We start from the raw sequence: 15962 nt of genomic DNA on the forward strand, positions 1-15962 counted from the left end.
GATCATCACGCGCTGGCGCATGCCGCCGGAAAGCTGGTGCGGGTAGCGCCCCAGCACCTCTTTGGCCTCCGGAATACGCACCAGGTCGAGCATGCGCAGCGCCTCCTGGCGCGCGCTGCGGCGATCCATGCCCTGATGCAGGCGCAGCGATTCGGCGATCTGCTCGCCGACCGGAAACACCGGGTTGAGCGAGGTCATCGGCTCCTGGAAGATCATCGCCATGTCGGCACCACGCACCGTGCGCAGCGTACTCTGCGAGGCCTGAGCGAGATCGAGCAACGCGCCGTCACGTCGGCGCAGCGTCATGGCACCGCTGACGATGCGCCCGCCGCCCTGCTCCACCAACCGCATCAGCCCCAGCGAAGTCACCGATTTACCGGAGCCGGACTCACCGACGATCGCCAGCGTCTCGCCGCGCTCGAGATAGAACGACAGGTTACGCACCGCTGCCACGGCGCCGTCCGGTTGAGGAAAGCTGATGCTCAGATCGCGCACCGTCAGCACCCGCTGCGGCGGCAATGACAACCCGCTGCCGGCGGGTCGAAGTGAAACGTCGGTCATGCACCCTCCCGGTGAACGCTTAGCGGTAAATCCCGACGGACGGCGCATCGCCGACATAGCCAAAACCGCGATACATCCCCTCGCAGTTGAACGGCAGCGCGATATTGCCGTGGCGATCGACGGCGATCATGCCGCCGCTGCCACCGAGCGCCGGCAGCTTCTCCATCACCACCCGATCGCTGGCGGCCTGCAGGCTGAGGCCACCGTATTCGATCAGGGCGGAGACGTCATAGGCCGCCACGCCGCGCATGAAGATTTCGCCGGTGCCGGTGCTGGAGACCGCCACCGTGGCGTTGTTGGCATAGCAGCCGGCGCCGATGATCGGCGTGTCGCCTACCCGCCCGGCCTGCTTGTTGGTCATGCCGCCGGTCGAAGTCGCGGCGGCGAGGTTGCCCAGCGCATCCAGCGCCACCGCGCCGACGGTGCCGAATTTACGATCGGGGTCGAGCGGCTCGCCGGCCTGCGCCGCACCGTCGTGATCGAGCAATACCCGGCCCTGCTCCGCCTGGGCCCGGTGCAGCTGATCGAAACGTTCCTGGGTAAAGAAGAAATCGGGGGCGACCATTTCCAGGCCGTGGGCCGCGGCAAACTGCTCGGCGCCTTCGGTGGCAAACAGCACGTGTTCGCTGTTTTCCAGCACCGCGCGCGCCGCCAGCACCGGGTTGCGGATGCGGCTGACGCCGGCGACGGCGCCGGCATCGCAGGTGCGGCCGTCCATCACGCAGGCATCAAGCTCGTGGGTGCCCTGATGAGTGAACACCGATCCTTTACCGGCGTTGAACAGCGGGCACTCTTCGAGCAGCCGCACCGCTTCGGTCACCGCGTCCAGCGCGCTGCCGCCCTGCGCCAGTATCACCTGCCCGGCGGCCACGATCTCGGACAGTGCCTGGATATACAGCCGTTCTTTTTCCGCACTCAGCGCCGCCCGGGTAATTGCGCCCGCGCCGCCATGAATGGCAATCACTGGTTTGCTCATTTGCCTGACACCCTGTGTTAATCCCGCCGTTGCACAGCGAATAAGCTGAGCGCGGTATCATTATTATTCAGTCTTTTTCGACTCTATTTAACCCGACAGTGGAAGTACAGCATAACGTCCACGCCCCGCTTTTAGCGTAGCGCGCTTAGACCGTTTCGCACCTTGAAATAGCTTATTGGAATAAAAACAGCAGGTTATAAAAAACGGCAAACCGCTTATCCTGCGGCTGAGATTATTGGTAATTTCGCGTGCGGAAATAGCGGCATGGCGTAATGAAATAAACATTCGCGCTGAATAACGCTTATTGCGGCGCCCAGCCTGCTGTTTTTTCCCCGGCCGGGCGCAGATGATTCAACGATTAAAAACCCGATCCAGGCTGCTGTAAAAAGGCCTCTTCTTCCGGCGTGCTGGTGCGCCCCAATATCGCATTGCGATGTGGGTAGCGGCCGAAACGATCGATGATCGCCTTATGGCGCAGCTCGAACTCCAGCTGGTCACCGTTATTGAGCTCGGTGTACAGCACCAGCGCCTGTTGGTGGATCAGCGGCGATTCTGAATGCATAAACGGCAGATAGAGGAAGCCGCGCTGCTCGCGGCTCAGCCGTTCGCACTCGCCGCTGCGGATCGCCTCCTGCGCCAGGATCAGCGCCATGCCGTCGCAGGCGAACGACTGAGGCGTGCCGCGGAACAGGTTGCGGCTGAACTGATCGAGCACGATCACCTCCGCCAAACGCCCTTCGATGGTGTCGCGCCAGTGTGCCAGCTCGCCCGCCGCCGCCGCCCGCCAGATTTCGCCGAAACGGCTGTGCAGCAGACGATCGAAATCGTCATCCTTTTTAAACCACATGACCGGTTCGATCTCGTCGAACCAGAACTCGATAACCTGTTTATGCATGCCTTTTCTCCTCTGTTTTACGCAGTTTATACCCGATCGCCCCAACGCCGCAGTACGAAAGATGGCAGGCATAACCCGTTCTCCCCCTCAGCGTTCTCTGCCATAATACCCGCACTTTGTCGCTACTTTAGCGCACCCTGATTACGGAGTTCCCCTTATGGATCATTGCCATACTTCCGATCTCATTTCCCTGGAGCAAGCGCTGGAAAAAATGCTCGGGCAGATCGCCCCGCTGCAGCAGACCGAATCCATCGCCCTGACCGCCGCCGCCGGTCGCATCACCGCCGCGCCGGTCGTCTCGCCGCTCGACGTGCCGCCGTTCGCCAACTCGGCGATGGACGGCTATGCGCTGCGCCTCGCCGATCTGGCGGCCAATGCGCCGCTGCCGGTCGCCGGTAAGGCCTTCGCCGGCGCACCGTTCGACGGCCAATGGCCGGCCAATAGCTGCGTGCGCATCATGACCGGCGCCCCGATCCCGGCCGGGGCGGACGCGGTGGTCATGCAGGAACAGGCCGAGGTGAGCGACGAGGGCGTGCGGTTTACCGCGCCGGTTGAAGCCGGCCAGAATATCCGTCTGGCGGGTGAAGACATTCGCCGAGGCGCGAGCGTGTTGCCGGCCGGCGTGAAGCTGGGCGCCGCGCAGCTGCCGCTGCTGGCTTCGCTTGGCGTCGCCGAGGTGCAGGTAATGCGTAAGCTGAAGGTGGCGGTGTTCTCCACCGGTGACGAACTGCAGCCGGTCGGCCAGCCGCTGCAGGCGGGCCAAATCTACGACACCAACCGTTTCGCGGTGCGCCTGATGCTGGAACAGCTGGGCTGCGAGGTGCTCGATCTCGGCATTATCCGCGACGATCGCGATGCGCTGCGCGCCGCTTTCGAACGGGCGGACAGCCAGGCCGACGTGGTGATCAGCAGCGGTGGCGTCTCGGTCGGCGAGGCCGACTACACCAAACAGATGCTCGACGAGCTGGGCCAGGTCAGCTTCTGGAAGCTGGCGATCAAACCCGGCAAACCCTTCGCCTTCGGCAAGCTAGGCCACGCCTGGTTCTGCGGCCTGCCGGGCAACCCGGTTTCCGCCGCCCTGACCTTCTACCAGCTGGTGCAACCGCTGTTGGCGAAGCTGGCCGGCCACAGCGACTGGCGCCTGCCGCCGCGCCTGCGCGCGCGCGCATTGACGCCGCTGAAGAAATCGCCGGGCCGCCTCGATTTCCAGCGCGGCGTGTTCAGCAGCAACGCCGCAGGCGAACTGGAGGTCAGCACCACCGGCCACCAGGGCTCGCACGTCTTCAGCTCCTACAGCCAGGGCAACTGTTTCATCGTGCTGGAGCGCGAACGCGGTTCGGTAGCGGTAGGCGAAACGGTAGAGATCGAGCCGTTCAACGCCCTGCTGAGGAGCTGAGCATGCTACCGGAATTGACCGACGCCGAAGCGCTGCGCTACAACCGCCAGATCGTGTTGCGCGGCTTTGACTTCGACGGCCAGGAGAAGCTGAAGGCCGCCCGCGTGCTGATCGCCGGGCTGGGCGGGCTGGGCTGCGCCGCCGCGCCTTACCTGGCGGCGGCCGGCGTCGGCCATCTGGTACTGGTGGATTTCGACACCGTCTCGCTCTCCAACCTGCAGCGCCAGATCCTGCACCGCGACGATCGCATCGGCATGAGCAAAGTCGCCTCCGCCAGGCAGGAACTGAGCGCCATCAATCCACATATCCGCATCGACGCGATCGACGGCCGTTTGGAAGATGAGGCGGTTGCGGCAGAGATCGCCGCCTGTAATCTGGTGCTGGACTGCACCGACAACGTGGCGGCGCGCGACGCCCTGAACCGCCTGTGCCACGCGCAGCAGAGGCCGCTGGTTTCCGGCGCGGCGATCCGCATGGAAGGCCAGCTCAGCGTGTTCACCTATCAGCCGGGCGAGCCCTGCTACCGCTGCCTGAGCCGGCTGTTCGGCGACAGCGCCCTCACCTGCGTCGAAGCGGGCGTGATGGCGCCGCTGGTCGGCACTATCGGTACCCTGCAGGCGATGGAAGCCATCAAGCTGCTGGCCGACTATGGTCAGCCGCTGCGCGGCAAGCTGTTGATGTTCGATGCGATGAGCATGCAGTTCCGCGAGATGAAACTGCCGAAGGATCCGCACTGCGAAGTGTGCGGCGGGGAGTGACGGATAAAAAAAGGGCGGGATAATTCCCGCCCTGATGCGTTGCCGCGAGGGTTACACGATGCCCTGGCTGCGCAGATAGTCTTCGTAGTTGCCGGTAAAGTCGATCACCTTGTTCGGGGTGATTTCCAGAATGCGCGTCGCCAGCGAGCTGACGAACTCACGGTCGTGGGAGACGAAGATCAGCGTGCCTTCGTACATCTCCAGCGCCATGTTCAGCGATTCGATGGATTCCATATCCAGGTGGTTGGTCGGTTCGTCCATCACCAGAATATTCGGGCGCTGCATCATCAGCTTGCCGAACAGCATGCGGCCCTTCTCACCACCGGACAGCACCTTCACTTTCTTCTTGATGTCGTCCTGGCTGAACAGCAAACGGCCCAGCACGCTGCGCACCGCCTGCTCGTCGTCTTTTTCCTGCTTCCACTGGCTCATCCAGTCGAACACGGTCAGGGTATCGTCGAACTCGTATTCGTGATCCTGCGCGTAGTAACCGATGCGGGCGTTTTCCGACCACTTCACGGTGCCGCTGTCCGGCTGTGCGTCGCCCACCAGCGTTTTCAGCAGGGTGGTTTTACCGATGCCGTTGGCGCCCAGCACCGCAACCTTCTCACCCACTTCCACCATCAGGTTCAGCTTGCTGAACAGCGGGCCATTGTCGAAGCCCTTGGTAAGCGCTTCCACTTCCAGCGCGTTACGGAACAGCTTCTTGTCCTGATCGAAACGGATGAACGGGTTCTGGCGGCTGGAGGCCTTCACTTCTTCCAGCTGGATCTTGTCGATCTGGCGGGCGCGCGAGGTGGCCTGCTTGGATTTGGAGGCGTTGGCGCTGAAGCGGCTGACGAACGATTGCAGCTCGTTGATCTGCGCCTTCTTCTTGGCGTTGTCGGCCAGTAGACGTTCACGCGCCTGGGTGGCGGCGGTCATGTATTCGTCGTAGTTGCCCGGATAAACGCGCAGTTCGCCGTAGTCCAGATCCGCCATGTGGGTGCAGACCATGTTCAGGAAGTGACGGTCGTGCGAAATGATGATCATGGTGCTGTTGCGTTCGTTCAGCACCTGCTCCAGCCAGCGAATGGTATCGATGTCCAGGTTGTTCGTCGGTTCGTCGAGCAGCAGAATTTCCGGATCGGAGAACAGCGCCTGCGCCAGCAATACGCGCAGCTTCCAGCCCGGCGCGATTTCGCTCATCGGGCCGTAGTGCTGTTCCACCGGAATGCCGACGCCAAGCAGCAGTTCGCCGGCGCGCGCTTCGGCGGTGTAACCGTCCATCTCGCCGTAGGCGACTTCCAGATCGGCCACTTTATAGCCGTCTTCTTCGCTCATCTCCGCCATAGCGTAGATGCGGTCGCGCTCTTCCTTCACCGCCCACAGCTCGGTGTGGCCCATGATCACGGTGTCCAGCACGCTGTATTGTTCGAAGGCGAACTGATCCTGCCGCAGTTTACCCAAGCGCTCATTCGGATCGAGGAACACGTTGCCGCCGGTCGGCGCCAAATCGCCGCCGAGGATTTTCATAAAGGTGGACTTGCCGCAGCCGTTGGCGCCGATCAGGCCGTAACGGTTGCCGCCGCCGAATTTGACAGAGATGTTTTCAAACAACGGCTTGCTGCCGAACTGCATGGTGATGTTGTTGGTGCTTAACACAGCGCTCACTCTTTATACATAGGGAATGTGATTTGGCGCGCATTATGCCACAATGGGGTTCAGAGATCGCGGGAAGTTTTGGTGACATTTTGAGCGGTGGGTTCACACCGTTTGCCGGTGGGCATTGGCTTGCGTACAAAAAGTCTGCTAGATTCGGCGATTCATATTGAAAAGGATTTCTATGAAAAGCGCAAAGCAGATAGCCAACGACATGGCGGATGCCATAAACATTGACAGCAATTTAGTTCGCGGGTTTGCACAAGGTTTTATCAGTGTACCGGTCGATTTCTACTACCTGGGCTACGACTAAATTGATACTGAAAACCGATGGTTAAACTCGCAAGATAAAGAGCGATTTATCAGACTTATCAAGTCAGGCCTGGCCAATAAAGCGAGCATCGAAAAAGTGGCTCATATCTTCATCGAAAATTTCGCCAGCAAGGTCAATTTTGAAGATGTTAAGGACATGACCATAAGAACATCAGGCAAACTCATCGGCAAATTCGCCTTTAATCAGTTAGCCACCGCAAACATGGGATATATATTCTCTAAACAAATCATTCCACGACTTGTCTCGGGTGTTACCGTTGGCTCAATTCTCACCGCTGGGGCAAGCATATCGCGCTCTGTCTATACATCACGCGACTTGAGGGCAAGAAACTCACGGATGTATGATCAACTTAGACGCTTGGGAAACCTCGATCTGCTGTACTTTCTGTTAGAAAACAAAGTCCGACCATTCGAGGATGCCGTCTCAGTTTGGGAAAGAGATCGAAAGAAATTCAACCAAATTTGTCAGTACTTTTTTTCAAAGGTTAACATATGAAGAACTTTATGCTGGCGGCTTTATCCAGAATTATTCAGGGCATAGGGTGTGGAGTGATAGCCCTCTCGCTATTGGCCATTGCCTGGTTCGTATTTTACTCCGACGACCATTTTAAGTATCTGTGGGTTGCGACCTCCATAGCTGGAGTTTTCTTAGGGTATGTCATTTTCAGGTTTGCGGTTAAAAAAGTGTACGATGAAAGTCCTGAGTGAACGGTGTAATTTAAATTAAATAAAGACAGTTATCATATTGCTTTTAATGCTAATTACTGACTCTCTAGCCGATGAGCTGTAATTAACTCAGCTACATTCTGCACGCAGACTACTATCATCTATGGCTTGATATTAATGCACCAACATACAATAAGATTAATATACCCGTCATACTTAAAGCTGCTTGAGTGTTGGCTCTCCTCGTTCACCCCAGTCACTTACTGGTGTAAGCTCCCGGGGACTCACTGCGTTGCCGCCTCCAAGCAACTGGAATTATTTTGGGTATATATTACCAATTCATGTCGTATTCTCGCGTATATGAAATTTATAAAGGTAATTCTCTAAGACTGATACTTAGCAGATATTTTATACATATAAAAATTTCACATATGAAACAACACTGTGATGTTGTTGGTACTTAACACAGCGCTCGCTCTTTATACATAGGGAATGTGATTTGGCGCGCATTATGCCACAATGGGGTTCAGAGATCGCGGGAAGTTTTGGTGACATTTTGAGCGTTGCCGACGGATGAGTCATACCTGCATTTAATAATGCCGATGAAAATCACGGGGAGGCTTCGCACAGCAAGCTGTACAATAGCTGAAACAAATTCACCAAACATATTAATTAGCGGTATTAATTAAAATAAAAAATTAAATTTATTCTCTCCAGATACCGCACCAGGTACGAATAAATCGCACTTGAATACCTCTTGGGAATCATTGATACAGTCAATACGCCTCTATTTAATTCTATTTCTTGCCGACTATCGCCGCATATTCTGCTATACGCGACATTTTGTGACCTTCCTCTTAAATGCCAGGATTTTTTCGATGATTAATGCGCTACAGCTCACTAAATCGGCACTAAACCACCTCACTGCTACACGTCATAAATCCAAAAAAAAACATATAAATACAAAATCTTAAGAAAAATCAAACCAGCGTTATCCCGTTAACCACCCTCATGTTGCATAGAATTGTACATACAAGTATATGTAAAGGAGACGTTGCCATTCTGTTGCCGCTTCGTGTGGCGGTTATCGCCGTCCCGGATAATGCCATCACGGCCAGAACATAATAACAACACACCGTCCACCTATCGCGAGAGATAACGATGAACACTGCTGAAAAAACCTTGCCCAAAAGCCAAACGGCAGAGAAAGGCGCGGTAAATTACAAAGTCATTGTCGGCGCCAGCCTGGGCAACGGCCTGGAGATTTTCGACTTCACCGTATACAGCTTCTTTGCCGCCATCATCGGCAAACTCTATTTTCCCAGCGACAGCGCCTACGGCTCTTTGTTGATGTCGGTGGCGGTGTTCGGCGTCGGCTTTATCATGCGCCCGCTGGGCAGCATGGTGCTGGGCGCCTATGCCGACCGGGTCGGCCGCAAGGCCGCCATGCTGATGACTATCGTCTTGATGGGCATCGGCACCGCCCTGATCGCCTTCGCACCGACCTATGCGCAAATCGGCGTTCTGGCGCCGGTGCTGATCGTGGTCGGCCGTTTGATTCAGGGCTTCGCCGCCGGCGGTGAAGTCGGCTCTGCCACCACGCTGCTGCTGGAGTCCGCCGGGGCCAATCAGCGCGGCTTTTTCGTCAGCTGGCAGGCCATCAGCCAGGGCGTCAGCGCCCTGCTCGGCGCCTCTTGCGGGCTGGCGCTCACCTATTTTCTGCCGGAAGAGGCGCTGTATGCCTGGGGCTGGCGCGTGCCGTTCATCATCGGCCTGCTGATCATTCCCGTCGGCGTCTATATCCGTAAGCACCTGGAAGAGACCTACAGCGGCGAACAGCCGGATCGTGCGCGGGTACCGTTGAATCCGGTATGGGATCTGGTGAGCAACCACGCCAAGGATCTGTTGCTGGGGGTGTTGGTCATCATGTCCGGCACCGTGATGGTTTACGTAGTCTTGCTGTACATGCCGACCTACATGATGCAGACCTACCGCATCGCCGGTCCGACCGCCTACCTGTTCAGCTGTATCGCCTCCGTGGTGCAGATCGTGGCGGTCTATTACGCCGGGCGCTATGTCGATCGGATACAGAATTACAAAAGGCCGCTGCTGTTCTCCATCTTTGCGGCGCTGATCCTGATTTACCCAACCTTCTGGTTCCTCAGCGCCACGCAAACCCTGTGGCTGGCGATCGTTTTCCGCATCCTGCTGATCGGCGCGCTGGGCATCAACATGCTGGCCAGCACCATGCTGATCGTCTCGGCACTGCCGCGCCACGTGCGCGCCACCGGCACCTCGATGATTTACGCCTTCGGCGTGACGCTGTTTGGCGGCTCGGCGCAGCTGATCGTCACCTGGCTGCTGGAGACCAGCGGCAACCCGCTGGCGCCGGCGTGGTACGTGACCGGCATGCTGACCGTCAGTCTGATTGCCACTTTGCTGTTCCGGGAGCGTCACACCGAATAAAGTGCCGTCAATACCGATTCTGCCGCAGGCGGTAAACGCCTCTGGAGCGAGAAGACATTCCCGCCTGCGGACACGCGCTCAGACTGGCGTCATTTCGCGCACTCGCGCGGCGGAAATTTAGCGGCAATCATCGCCGCCGTGGGCTGCAAACCGCCGAGGCTCCATTGTTCTGGCGCATGTTCATCGATTCTGACCCAAACCGACGGCCTGAACGCCGGATCGCCGCGCCCTTCTATCTCCACCAGCAAATCGGTAATACGCGCCAGCAATTCACGTTTTTGTCCGTCATCCAGCATGCCTTTTACGGTTTGCACATTAACAAATGGCATTATAATCTCCTTGAACATAGATAAGTCTAAAAACAAGACTTAGGCTAGCGAAGGAAAATGCCCATGTCAAAATCTCCCGATCTCCCCACCGTTTCACTTGCCCTGTGCGGGCTGGCGCAGGCGGCCGATCTGCTTGGCGATCGTTGGACGTTGCTGATCCTGCGCGAGGCATTCTACGGCGGCCGCCGTTTTGAAGAACTGCGTGAAAATATCGGCGCGTCGCGTCAGGCGTTGAGCAACCGTCTGAACGCCATGGTAGAACAGGAGCTGTTGGCCAAACGCGCTTACCGGGAACCGGGCGAGCGCGAGCGACATGAATATGTCTTGACGGACAAGGGGCGCAGCCTGGGGCCCATTCTGGTTGCTCTGATGGCGTGGGGTCACCGGCATATTCTGCATGACAACCCCCACGTTCAACTGGTGGATAAACGCAGCGGGCTGCCGGTACAGCTGGCATTGCTCGATGCGCAGGGCCGCGTGGTGCCTGAAGACGCGTTGCAAATGTCGGCCGTTGAGCTCCCCCCAGCCTGACTTACCCATTCTGGTCTACGCTTGGTACCAGACTGATTTAGGACAAGGATGCTGAACCATGCCGCACCTCTATAACACCGCGCTGCTGATCGGTGCCGCGCTGAGCGCCATCGCCGCGCTGCTGCATATCTGGGTGATCGCCGCCGGGCCGCGCGGCTACCGGCTATGCGGCGCCGGCGATCGCTTCATTAAGGCGGCGGAAGCGGGTAAAAAGTTCCCGGCCGTTGTCACCGCCGGTATCGCGCTGGTGCTGTTTATTTGGTCGCTGTATGCGCTTTCCGGCGCGGGCCTGATCGCGCCGCTGCCGCTGCTGCGGCCCGCGCTGTTTATCATTACCTTCATCTACCTGCTGCGCGGCGTCGCCGGCCCCTTCGCCCTGCGCGATACCGGCCGCAGCCAGCGCTTTATCGTCGTCAGCTCGCTGATTTGCCTCGGCTTCGGGCTGGTGCATCTGCTGGGGATGACGCAGCGCTGGGGGGCGTTGGCGTAACGCCCTGTTCCTGCAAGACGGCAATAAACGCCTGCGCGGCGGCGCTGCGGTAAGCGCCTTTGCGCTGCAGCCACACCGCCTGCCGCACCGGCATGGCGTTGGCCAATGCCACTTTTTTCAACTGCCGATTCTCACGCGCAATGGCGGCCGGCAGCAGCGTGGCGAGCTGCCCGCGCCGCACGATCTCGACGATGGCGCCCAGCGCGTTGGCCTCCACCGCCACCTGCGGCCGAAATCCCAGCTGCGTGCAGTAGCGATCGATAAACTGGCGCGTGGCGAAGTCGCCGCTCAGCAAAGCCAGCGGCAGATGTTGCCACTCCGCCAGCGTCAGCGGCCGATGCCGCGCCGCCAGGGGATGCCCGGCACCGACCATCAGCTCCAGCGTCTCGCTGAACAACGCCGCCGCTTCCACCTCCGCCGACTGCGCCATCTCGAAGGCGATCCCCAGATCCAGCCGATCCTGCGCCAGCAGCGCCTCAATTCGCTCTTGCGCCATCTCCTCAATACTCAGGGTAATCCCCGGGTAGCGGCGGTAGAACGCATCGATCGCCGGCCCCACCAGATAGGCGGTGAAGGTCGGCGTCATCGCCAGCCGCAAATGGCCACGCTCGAGCGTCGCCACGTCATGGATCGCCCGCGCGCCGGCGTCCAGATCCTGCAGCGCCAAGCGCGCATAGCGCATCCACGCCTCACCGGCGTCGGTCAGGCGCACGGCTCTGCCGCTGCGATCGAACAGCGGCGCCCCCAGTGTGTCTTCCAACTGCTTGATCTGTTGAGACAGCGTCGGTTGCGAGACGTGCAGCGCTTCGGCGGCGCGGGTGAAGTTACCCTGTTCGGCAACGGCCAGAAAATAACGGATGTGTCGCAGCAGCATAGCGCCCCAGCAATTAGTAAAACCTATAGCCAGCATTATAAATGGGTCTTAGACCCTATAGCCAGAAGCGTTCATCATGCCGCCATCGCATAACGACACCCAATGGAGAAACGGATGAAAGAGGTGATTGAAGGCTTCCTGAAGTTCCAGCGCGAAGCCTTTGTTGAACGCACGGCGCTGTTTCAGCAGTTGGCGACCCGCCAAAACCCGCGCACCCTGTTTATCTCATGTTCCGACAGCCGCCTGGTGCCGGAGCTGGTCACCCAGCGCGAGCCGGGGGATCTGTTCGTGATCCGCAACGCCGGTAACATCGTGCCTTCTTTCGGCCCCGAACCCGGCGGGGTTACCGCCTCGGTCGAGTACGCCGTCGCCGCGCTGGGCGTGGAGGATATCGTGATCTGCGGCCATTCCGACTGCGGCGCGATGACCGCCATCGCCACCTGCCAGTGTCTGGAACACCTGCCGACGGTCGCCGGCTGGCTGCGTTACGCCGATTCCGCCAAGGCGGTCAATCAGGCTTATCCGCACGCCTCCGACGAGGCCCGGGTCGCGTCGATGGTGCGCGAAAACGTCATCGCCCAGCTCAACAACATCAAAACGCACCCTTCCGTCGCCCTGGCGCTGGATCAGGGCCGCCTGACGCTGCACGGCTGGGTCTATGACATCGCCAGCGGCGCTATCGAGGCGCTGGACGGCGAAACCCGCCGCTTCGTGCCGCTCGCCACCCATCCCGAGGTGACCGCCACCCCGGCGATCGCTCGTTTTTAAGCCAACAAAAGGAGCTAACATGACACACTCTCTGCACAACGCCGCCCCGCGCGAAGCGCTCACCGACACCATCATGGCCGCCAAGATCCGCCATAACCTGACTTTCGACGCGCTGGCCGAGGGCACCGGTCTCAGCCTGGCGTTCGTCACCGCCGCGCTGCTGGGGCAGCATGCGCTGCCGGAACCGGCGGCGCGCACGGTAGCGGCCAAGCTGGGGCTGGACGAAGAGGCGGTGCTGCTGCTGCAAACCATCCCGCTGCGCGGCAGCATTCCCGGCGGCGTGCCGACCGATCCGACCATTTATCGCTTCTATGAAATGCTGCAGGTTTACGGCTCCACGCTGAAAGCGCTGGTGCACGAGCAGTTCGGCGACGGCATCATCAGCGCCATCAACTTCAAGCTGGATATCAAAAAGGTCGCCGATCCGGACGGCGGCGAACGCGCAGTGATCACCCTGGACGGCAAGTACCTGCCGACCAAGCCTTTCTGATTGGCCTTGCGCCGGCGGCCCGCGCCGCCGGCAAATTGACAGCCAACCGGCCATTGGCTACATTAACTGCGCTGAAACGCCGCCCTGGCGTTTTTCACTGCCCGAGGCCTGTATGTTGGAGATTGTAACCACCCGATAGTCGCTTCCTTGCCGTATGGCGAGGGACTCTGACGTATCCGACGCGCGTTTGCGCGGGGATGCGCGTATCTGGGGTTATTACAGGATCTCCCAACATGAACATTTCCAAAGCGGAACAACGCGTGCTGCACGTGTTGGCCAAAGGCGGCTATATCGCCTTCACCCGCAACGACGCCGGTCGCGTCACCCACGTCGAATGCTACACCCGCGAAGGGCTCGGCCTGGCCGACTGCTCGCTGGCCGTCTTCACCAAACTCAAAACCAAACGCCTGATCCTCTCTCGCCAGGGGCGCCCTTATCGCGTCACCTTCGCCGGGCTCAAGGCCGTGCGGGCGCAGCTGGATAACCGTTAATCATCGATATCGGCCGGGCAGGCAGCCCGGTCGGCTCAGCCTTATTTAATCAGGATACAACCATGGACATCACTTTACGCCACGAAACGCCGGCCGACGTCGGCGCCATCGCCACCCTGACCGCCGCCGCGTTCCTGCATGCCGAACACAGCAGCCACACCGAGCAGTTTATCGTCAACGCGCTGCGCGCGGCAGGCGCTCTCACCCTGTCGCTGGTCGCGGAGCACAATGGCACACCGATCGGGCACGCGTCCGTCTCGCCGGTCATACTCAGCAACGGCGCCGCCGGTTGGTACGGGCTGGCACCGGTGTCGGTGCTGCCGGCCAGTCAGAACCGGGGGATCGGCAGCCGGCTGATCCGCCAGCTATTGGCCGAACTGCAGGAACGGCACGCCGCAGGCTGCGTGGTGCTGGGCGATCCGAACTATTACGGCCGTTTCGGCTTCCAGGCGCAGACCGCGCTGACCCTGCCGGGCGTGCCGCAAGACTACTTCCGCGCCATCGCCTTCCAGGGCGCGCTGCCGTGTGCGGAAGTCGCCTTCCACAACGCGTTTAACGCCGAAGTCTAACCCTGTTGCCGGCGCCGTCATGGCGCCGGTTTTCAGTCCTGTTCGCTATAATGCAAGACGGTCATCCCTTCCTCTTCCGCCGGGGGAACAAAGTACTGCGCCAGGTGCTCAAACTCCGCTTCGCTCAGTGTAAACGGGTGCTCGCCGCGCGCGTTTCTCAGCGTTATCCGGCTCAGGCACTGCACATGGCTGACGTCGAGAAAATGCAGGCAGTGCGCGACGCCGGCCTCCTCCGCCAACGCTTTGGCCCAACGCCGCCTGTCCGGCGTATTCATCGGGAAATCGAGCGCCACGGACCAGCCGCCGCGCAGCAGCTGAACGAGGTGCCCGCCCAGCGCCCGCCGTAATCGTTCGGAACAGCGCGCATAGTCTTGCAGGCTGGCCATCTCCTGTTCATACAGCGTCGCCAGCCACGCATCTTCGACCAGCAACAGCGTTTGCGGTTGCTGCGCCAAACGCTGCGCCAGCGTCGATTTGCCTGCGCCGGCCTTGCCGCACATCAGGTGTAAAACTGCAGGGTAGGTTTTCATGCCGTTCTCCGGTCGTTGCCGGAAGGGGAGAAAAAAACCCGCCTTGCCGGCGGGTTTTTTATTGGCGACACACGCGCTATCCCACCACACGAAGCATGGTGATAATAATTTGCGCGAATGGGCGATAGGATCTTTTCATAACTAAGGAATATGACAACCGTGCGCCGTTGTCAATTCGCCGTCATCAATCCCTGTTCTCGCACAAACTCGGTGAATAAACTCACTTTCTGCTGCACATGCCGGCGCGTCGGGTAAACCGCGAAGACCTGATGCGCTTCGGCAATCTGTTCAGGGAACAGCCGCACCAGTCTGCCGGCGGCGATTTCGGGATCCGCCACGAACGACGGCAGCGAACCGATGCCCAGTCCCGCCACCAGCATGTCCCGCAGCATCAGGCTGTTGTTGGCGATCAACCGGGGAGCGAACGTCACGCTCAGGCTCTCCTCGCCGGCGGTGAACTGCCACTGCCCCGGCCTTTCCGCCAGGGAATAGGCCAGACAGCTGTGCCGCGGCAAGTCATTCGGCGTTTGCGGCACGCCGTGCTGTGCCAAATAGTCGGGCGCGGCGCAAATTCGCTGGTGCACTTCACCCAGTGCCCGGGCGCTGAGGGAAGAATCCGGCAGCCGTCGGCGAATGCGCAAGGAAATATCGAAACCGGCCGCCACCACGTCCAATACCCTGTCGTCCAGCGTCAGTTCCACCTGCAGCTGCGGGTAGCGTTGCATAAACGGCGGCAGCAGCGGCGACAGCACCGTGAGGCCGAACGAGAGCGGCGCATTGACCCGCAGCGTGCCGGAGACCTGCTGCGCGCTGGCGGCAACCGTCTGCTCCAGCGCGTCGAACTCGCCGAGCAGACGACAGGCTTCCTGGTAATAGAGCAGCCCGGCTTCGGTCAGGCTCATGCTGCGGGTGGTACGCACCAGCAACAATGTACCCAACCGGTTCTCCAACTGCTTAATCTGCTTGCTCAACGCCGCCGGCGTGATCGCCAGATCCTCCGCCGCCTTATAAAAACTGTTGCGCTCAACCACGCGGCGAAAGGCGCGCATCGTCAGTAGCACGTCCACATTATGTCCTATTGGTTAATTATAAATTCAATAAAACACAGATTATTAACCTCAACAACCTCAGTAGACTTTATTCAACCGCTTCCCTGAATGGGAAGTGAATTTAATCTACTGATAATCATGGAGTTAAT

The 15962-nt window shown here is 59.5% G+C and carries 19 protein-coding genes; 11 read left to right on the plus strand and 8 right to left on the minus strand.

From position 1 onward, the window contains the following. The 3 genes from HMPREF3138_RS27130 to HMPREF3138_RS11040 all read right to left on the minus strand — a co-directional run. Positions 1-561 (minus strand): ATP-binding cassette domain-containing protein (locus HMPREF3138_RS27130; RefSeq protein ID WP_246828724.1); only part of this gene is annotated, 561 nt, incomplete at its 3' end. 19 nt (positions 562-580) lie between these two features. Then, the gene (locus HMPREF3138_RS11035) at positions 581-1537 is read right to left on the minus strand and encodes an isoaspartyl peptidase/L-asparaginase family protein (protein WP_038880952.1); all 957 of its coding nucleotides are present in this window, start codon (positions 1535-1537) and stop codon (positions 581-583) included. Between the two features lie 358 nt (positions 1538-1895). Next, positions 1896-2432 carry a DUF924 family protein gene (locus HMPREF3138_RS11040; protein WP_038880951.1) on the minus strand — a complete coding sequence of 179 codons (537 nt, stop codon included), beginning with the start codon at positions 2430-2432 and terminating at the stop codon, positions 1896-1898. A gap of 157 nt (positions 2433-2589) precedes the next feature. Between HMPREF3138_RS11040 and moeA the strand changes: the two genes are divergently transcribed. Continuing rightward, a complete protein-coding gene (gene moeA / locus HMPREF3138_RS11045; RefSeq protein WP_038880949.1) occupies positions 2590-3828 on the plus strand; it encodes a molybdopterin molybdotransferase MoeA in 1239 nt (412 codons plus the stop codon). A 2-nt stretch (positions 3829-3830) separates the two neighbouring features. After that, positions 3831-4586 carry a molybdopterin-synthase adenylyltransferase MoeB gene (gene moeB, locus HMPREF3138_RS11050; protein WP_038880948.1) on the plus strand — a complete coding sequence of 252 codons (756 nt, stop codon included), beginning with the start codon at positions 3831-3833 and terminating at the stop codon, positions 4584-4586. Between the two features lie 51 nt (positions 4587-4637). On the opposite strand, the gene HMPREF3138_RS11055 is transcribed toward moeB, so the two are convergent. After that, positions 4638-6230: an ABC-F family ATPase gene (locus tag HMPREF3138_RS11055; protein WP_033637709.1), complete on the minus strand. Its 1593-nt coding sequence runs from the start codon at positions 6228-6230 to the stop codon at positions 4638-4640. Between the two features lie 181 nt (positions 6231-6411). On the opposite strand from HMPREF3138_RS11055, the gene HMPREF3138_RS27405 reads away from it, so the two are divergent. The 3 genes from HMPREF3138_RS27405 to HMPREF3138_RS11070 all read left to right on the plus strand — a co-directional run bounded on the left by HMPREF3138_RS27405 (position 6412) and on the right by HMPREF3138_RS11070 (position 9692). Then, positions 6412-6540: a hypothetical protein gene (locus HMPREF3138_RS27405; RefSeq protein WP_256388243.1), complete on the plus strand. Its 129-nt coding sequence runs from the start codon at positions 6412-6414 to the stop codon at positions 6538-6540. A gap of 96 nt (positions 6541-6636) precedes the next feature. Further along, the gene (locus tag HMPREF3138_RS11060) at positions 6637-7056 is read left to right on the plus strand and encodes a hypothetical protein (protein WP_229701982.1); all 420 of its coding nucleotides are present in this window, start codon (positions 6637-6639) and stop codon (positions 7054-7056) included. A 1331-nt stretch (positions 7057-8387) separates the two neighbouring features. Continuing rightward, positions 8388-9692, plus strand: coding sequence for an MFS transporter (locus HMPREF3138_RS11070; protein WP_038880947.1), 1305 nt, complete (start codon positions 8388-8390; stop codon positions 9690-9692). An 89-nt stretch (positions 9693-9781) separates the two neighbouring features. Here the strand turns inward: HMPREF3138_RS11070 and HMPREF3138_RS11075 are convergent, their stop codons facing one another. Continuing rightward, positions 9782-10021 carry a tautomerase family protein gene (locus tag HMPREF3138_RS11075; RefSeq protein WP_038880946.1) on the minus strand — a complete coding sequence of 80 codons (240 nt, stop codon included), beginning with the start codon at positions 10019-10021 and terminating at the stop codon, positions 9782-9784. A 63-nt stretch (positions 10022-10084) separates the two neighbouring features. On the opposite strand from HMPREF3138_RS11075, the gene HMPREF3138_RS11080 reads away from it, so the two are divergent. After that, entirely contained in the window at positions 10085-10552 is a 468-nt protein-coding gene (locus HMPREF3138_RS11080; protein WP_038880943.1) for a winged helix-turn-helix transcriptional regulator, read from the plus strand. A 58-nt stretch (positions 10553-10610) separates the two neighbouring features. After that, complete coding sequence (locus tag HMPREF3138_RS11085) at positions 10611-11042, plus strand: hypothetical protein (RefSeq protein ID WP_033637706.1); 432 nt, start codon at positions 10611-10613, stop codon at positions 11040-11042. Here the strand turns inward: HMPREF3138_RS11085 and cynR are convergent. After that, positions 10966-11916 carry a transcriptional regulator CynR gene (cynR, locus tag HMPREF3138_RS11090; RefSeq protein ID WP_038880940.1) on the minus strand — a complete coding sequence of 317 codons (951 nt, stop codon included), beginning with the start codon at positions 11914-11916 and terminating at the stop codon, positions 10966-10968. The two genes, HMPREF3138_RS11085 and cynR, sit on opposite strands and share 77 nt — an antisense overlap. A gap of 114 nt (positions 11917-12030) precedes the next feature. Here cynR and HMPREF3138_RS11095 point away from each other — a divergent pair, with 114 nt between their 5' ends. The 4 genes from HMPREF3138_RS11095 to HMPREF3138_RS11110 all read left to right on the plus strand — a co-directional run bounded on the left by HMPREF3138_RS11095 (position 12031) and on the right by HMPREF3138_RS11110 (position 14234). Continuing rightward, positions 12031-12684, plus strand: coding sequence for a carbonic anhydrase (locus HMPREF3138_RS11095; protein WP_038880937.1), 654 nt, complete (start codon positions 12031-12033; stop codon positions 12682-12684). 19 nt (positions 12685-12703) lie between these two features. Further along, positions 12704-13174 carry a cyanase gene (cynS, locus tag HMPREF3138_RS11100; RefSeq protein ID WP_038880935.1) on the plus strand — a complete coding sequence of 157 codons (471 nt, stop codon included), beginning with the start codon at positions 12704-12706 and terminating at the stop codon, positions 13172-13174. Positions 13175-13407: 233 nt separating this feature from the next. Further along, a complete protein-coding gene (locus HMPREF3138_RS11105) occupies positions 13408-13665 on the plus strand; it encodes a YjhX family toxin (protein WP_004939031.1) in 258 nt (85 codons plus the stop codon). A 62-nt stretch (positions 13666-13727) separates the two neighbouring features. Further along, entirely contained in the window at positions 13728-14234 is a 507-nt protein-coding gene (locus HMPREF3138_RS11110) for a GNAT family N-acetyltransferase (protein WP_038880931.1), read from the plus strand. Positions 14235-14266: 32 nt separating this feature from the next. Here HMPREF3138_RS11110 and HMPREF3138_RS11115 read toward each other — a convergent pair whose 3' ends face one another. Together HMPREF3138_RS11115 and HMPREF3138_RS11120 are read right to left on the minus strand one after the other, a co-directional pair. After that, the gene (locus HMPREF3138_RS11115) at positions 14267-14764 is read right to left on the minus strand and encodes a P-loop nucleotide/nucleoside kinase family protein (RefSeq protein ID WP_038880928.1); all 498 of its coding nucleotides are present in this window, start codon (positions 14762-14764) and stop codon (positions 14267-14269) included. 170 nt (positions 14765-14934) lie between these two features. Continuing rightward, entirely contained in the window at positions 14935-15831 is an 897-nt protein-coding gene (locus tag HMPREF3138_RS11120; RefSeq protein WP_038880925.1) for a LysR family transcriptional regulator, read from the minus strand. Positions 15832-15962 lie beyond the last annotated feature (131 nt).

This window comes from Serratia sp. HMSC15F11 (assembly GCF_001808215.1).
Taxonomy (GTDB): domain Bacteria; phylum Pseudomonadota; class Gammaproteobacteria; order Enterobacterales; family Enterobacteriaceae; genus Serratia; species Serratia nevei.

Excerpts from the sequence above, each read along its gene's own strand:
- HMPREF3138_RS11080 (WP_038880943.1), top strand. The coding sequence starts at position 10,085 with ATGTCAAAATCTCCCGATCTCCCCACCGTTTCACTTGCCCTGTGCGGG.
- HMPREF3138_RS11095 (WP_038880937.1), top strand. The coding sequence starts at position 12,031 with ATGAAAGAGGTGATTGAAGGCTTCCTGAAGTTCCAGCGCGAAGCCTTT.
- cynR (WP_038880940.1), bottom strand. The coding sequence starts at position 11,916 with ATGCTGCTGCGACACATCCGTTATTTTCTGGCCGTTGCCGAACAGGGT.
- HMPREF3138_RS11075 (WP_038880946.1), bottom strand. The coding sequence starts at position 10,021 with ATGCCATTTGTTAATGTGCAAACCGTAAAAGGCATGCTGGATGACGGA.
- moeA (WP_038880949.1), top strand. The coding sequence starts at position 2,590 with ATGGATCATTGCCATACTTCCGATCTCATTTCCCTGGAGCAAGCGCTG.
- HMPREF3138_RS11040 (WP_038880951.1), bottom strand. The coding sequence starts at position 2,432 with ATGCATAAACAGGTTATCGAGTTCTGGTTCGACGAGATCGAACCGGTC.
- HMPREF3138_RS11070 (WP_038880947.1), top strand. The coding sequence starts at position 8,388 with ATGAACACTGCTGAAAAAACCTTGCCCAAAAGCCAAACGGCAGAGAAA.
- moeB (WP_038880948.1), top strand. The coding sequence starts at position 3,831 with ATGCTACCGGAATTGACCGACGCCGAAGCGCTGCGCTACAACCGCCAG.
- HMPREF3138_RS11105 (WP_004939031.1), top strand. The coding sequence starts at position 13,408 with ATGAACATTTCCAAAGCGGAACAACGCGTGCTGCACGTGTTGGCCAAA.
- HMPREF3138_RS11085 (WP_033637706.1), top strand. The coding sequence starts at position 10,611 with ATGCCGCACCTCTATAACACCGCGCTGCTGATCGGTGCCGCGCTGAGC.
- HMPREF3138_RS11115 (WP_038880928.1), bottom strand. The coding sequence starts at position 14,764 with ATGAAAACCTACCCTGCAGTTTTACACCTGATGTGCGGCAAGGCCGGC.
- HMPREF3138_RS27405 (WP_256388243.1), top strand. The coding sequence starts at position 6,412 with ATGAAAAGCGCAAAGCAGATAGCCAACGACATGGCGGATGCCATAAAC.
- HMPREF3138_RS11110 (WP_038880931.1), top strand. The coding sequence starts at position 13,728 with ATGGACATCACTTTACGCCACGAAACGCCGGCCGACGTCGGCGCCATC.
- cynS (WP_038880935.1), top strand. The coding sequence starts at position 12,704 with ATGACACACTCTCTGCACAACGCCGCCCCGCGCGAAGCGCTCACCGAC.
- HMPREF3138_RS11035 (WP_038880952.1), bottom strand. The coding sequence starts at position 1,537 with ATGAGCAAACCAGTGATTGCCATTCATGGCGGCGCGGGCGCAATTACC.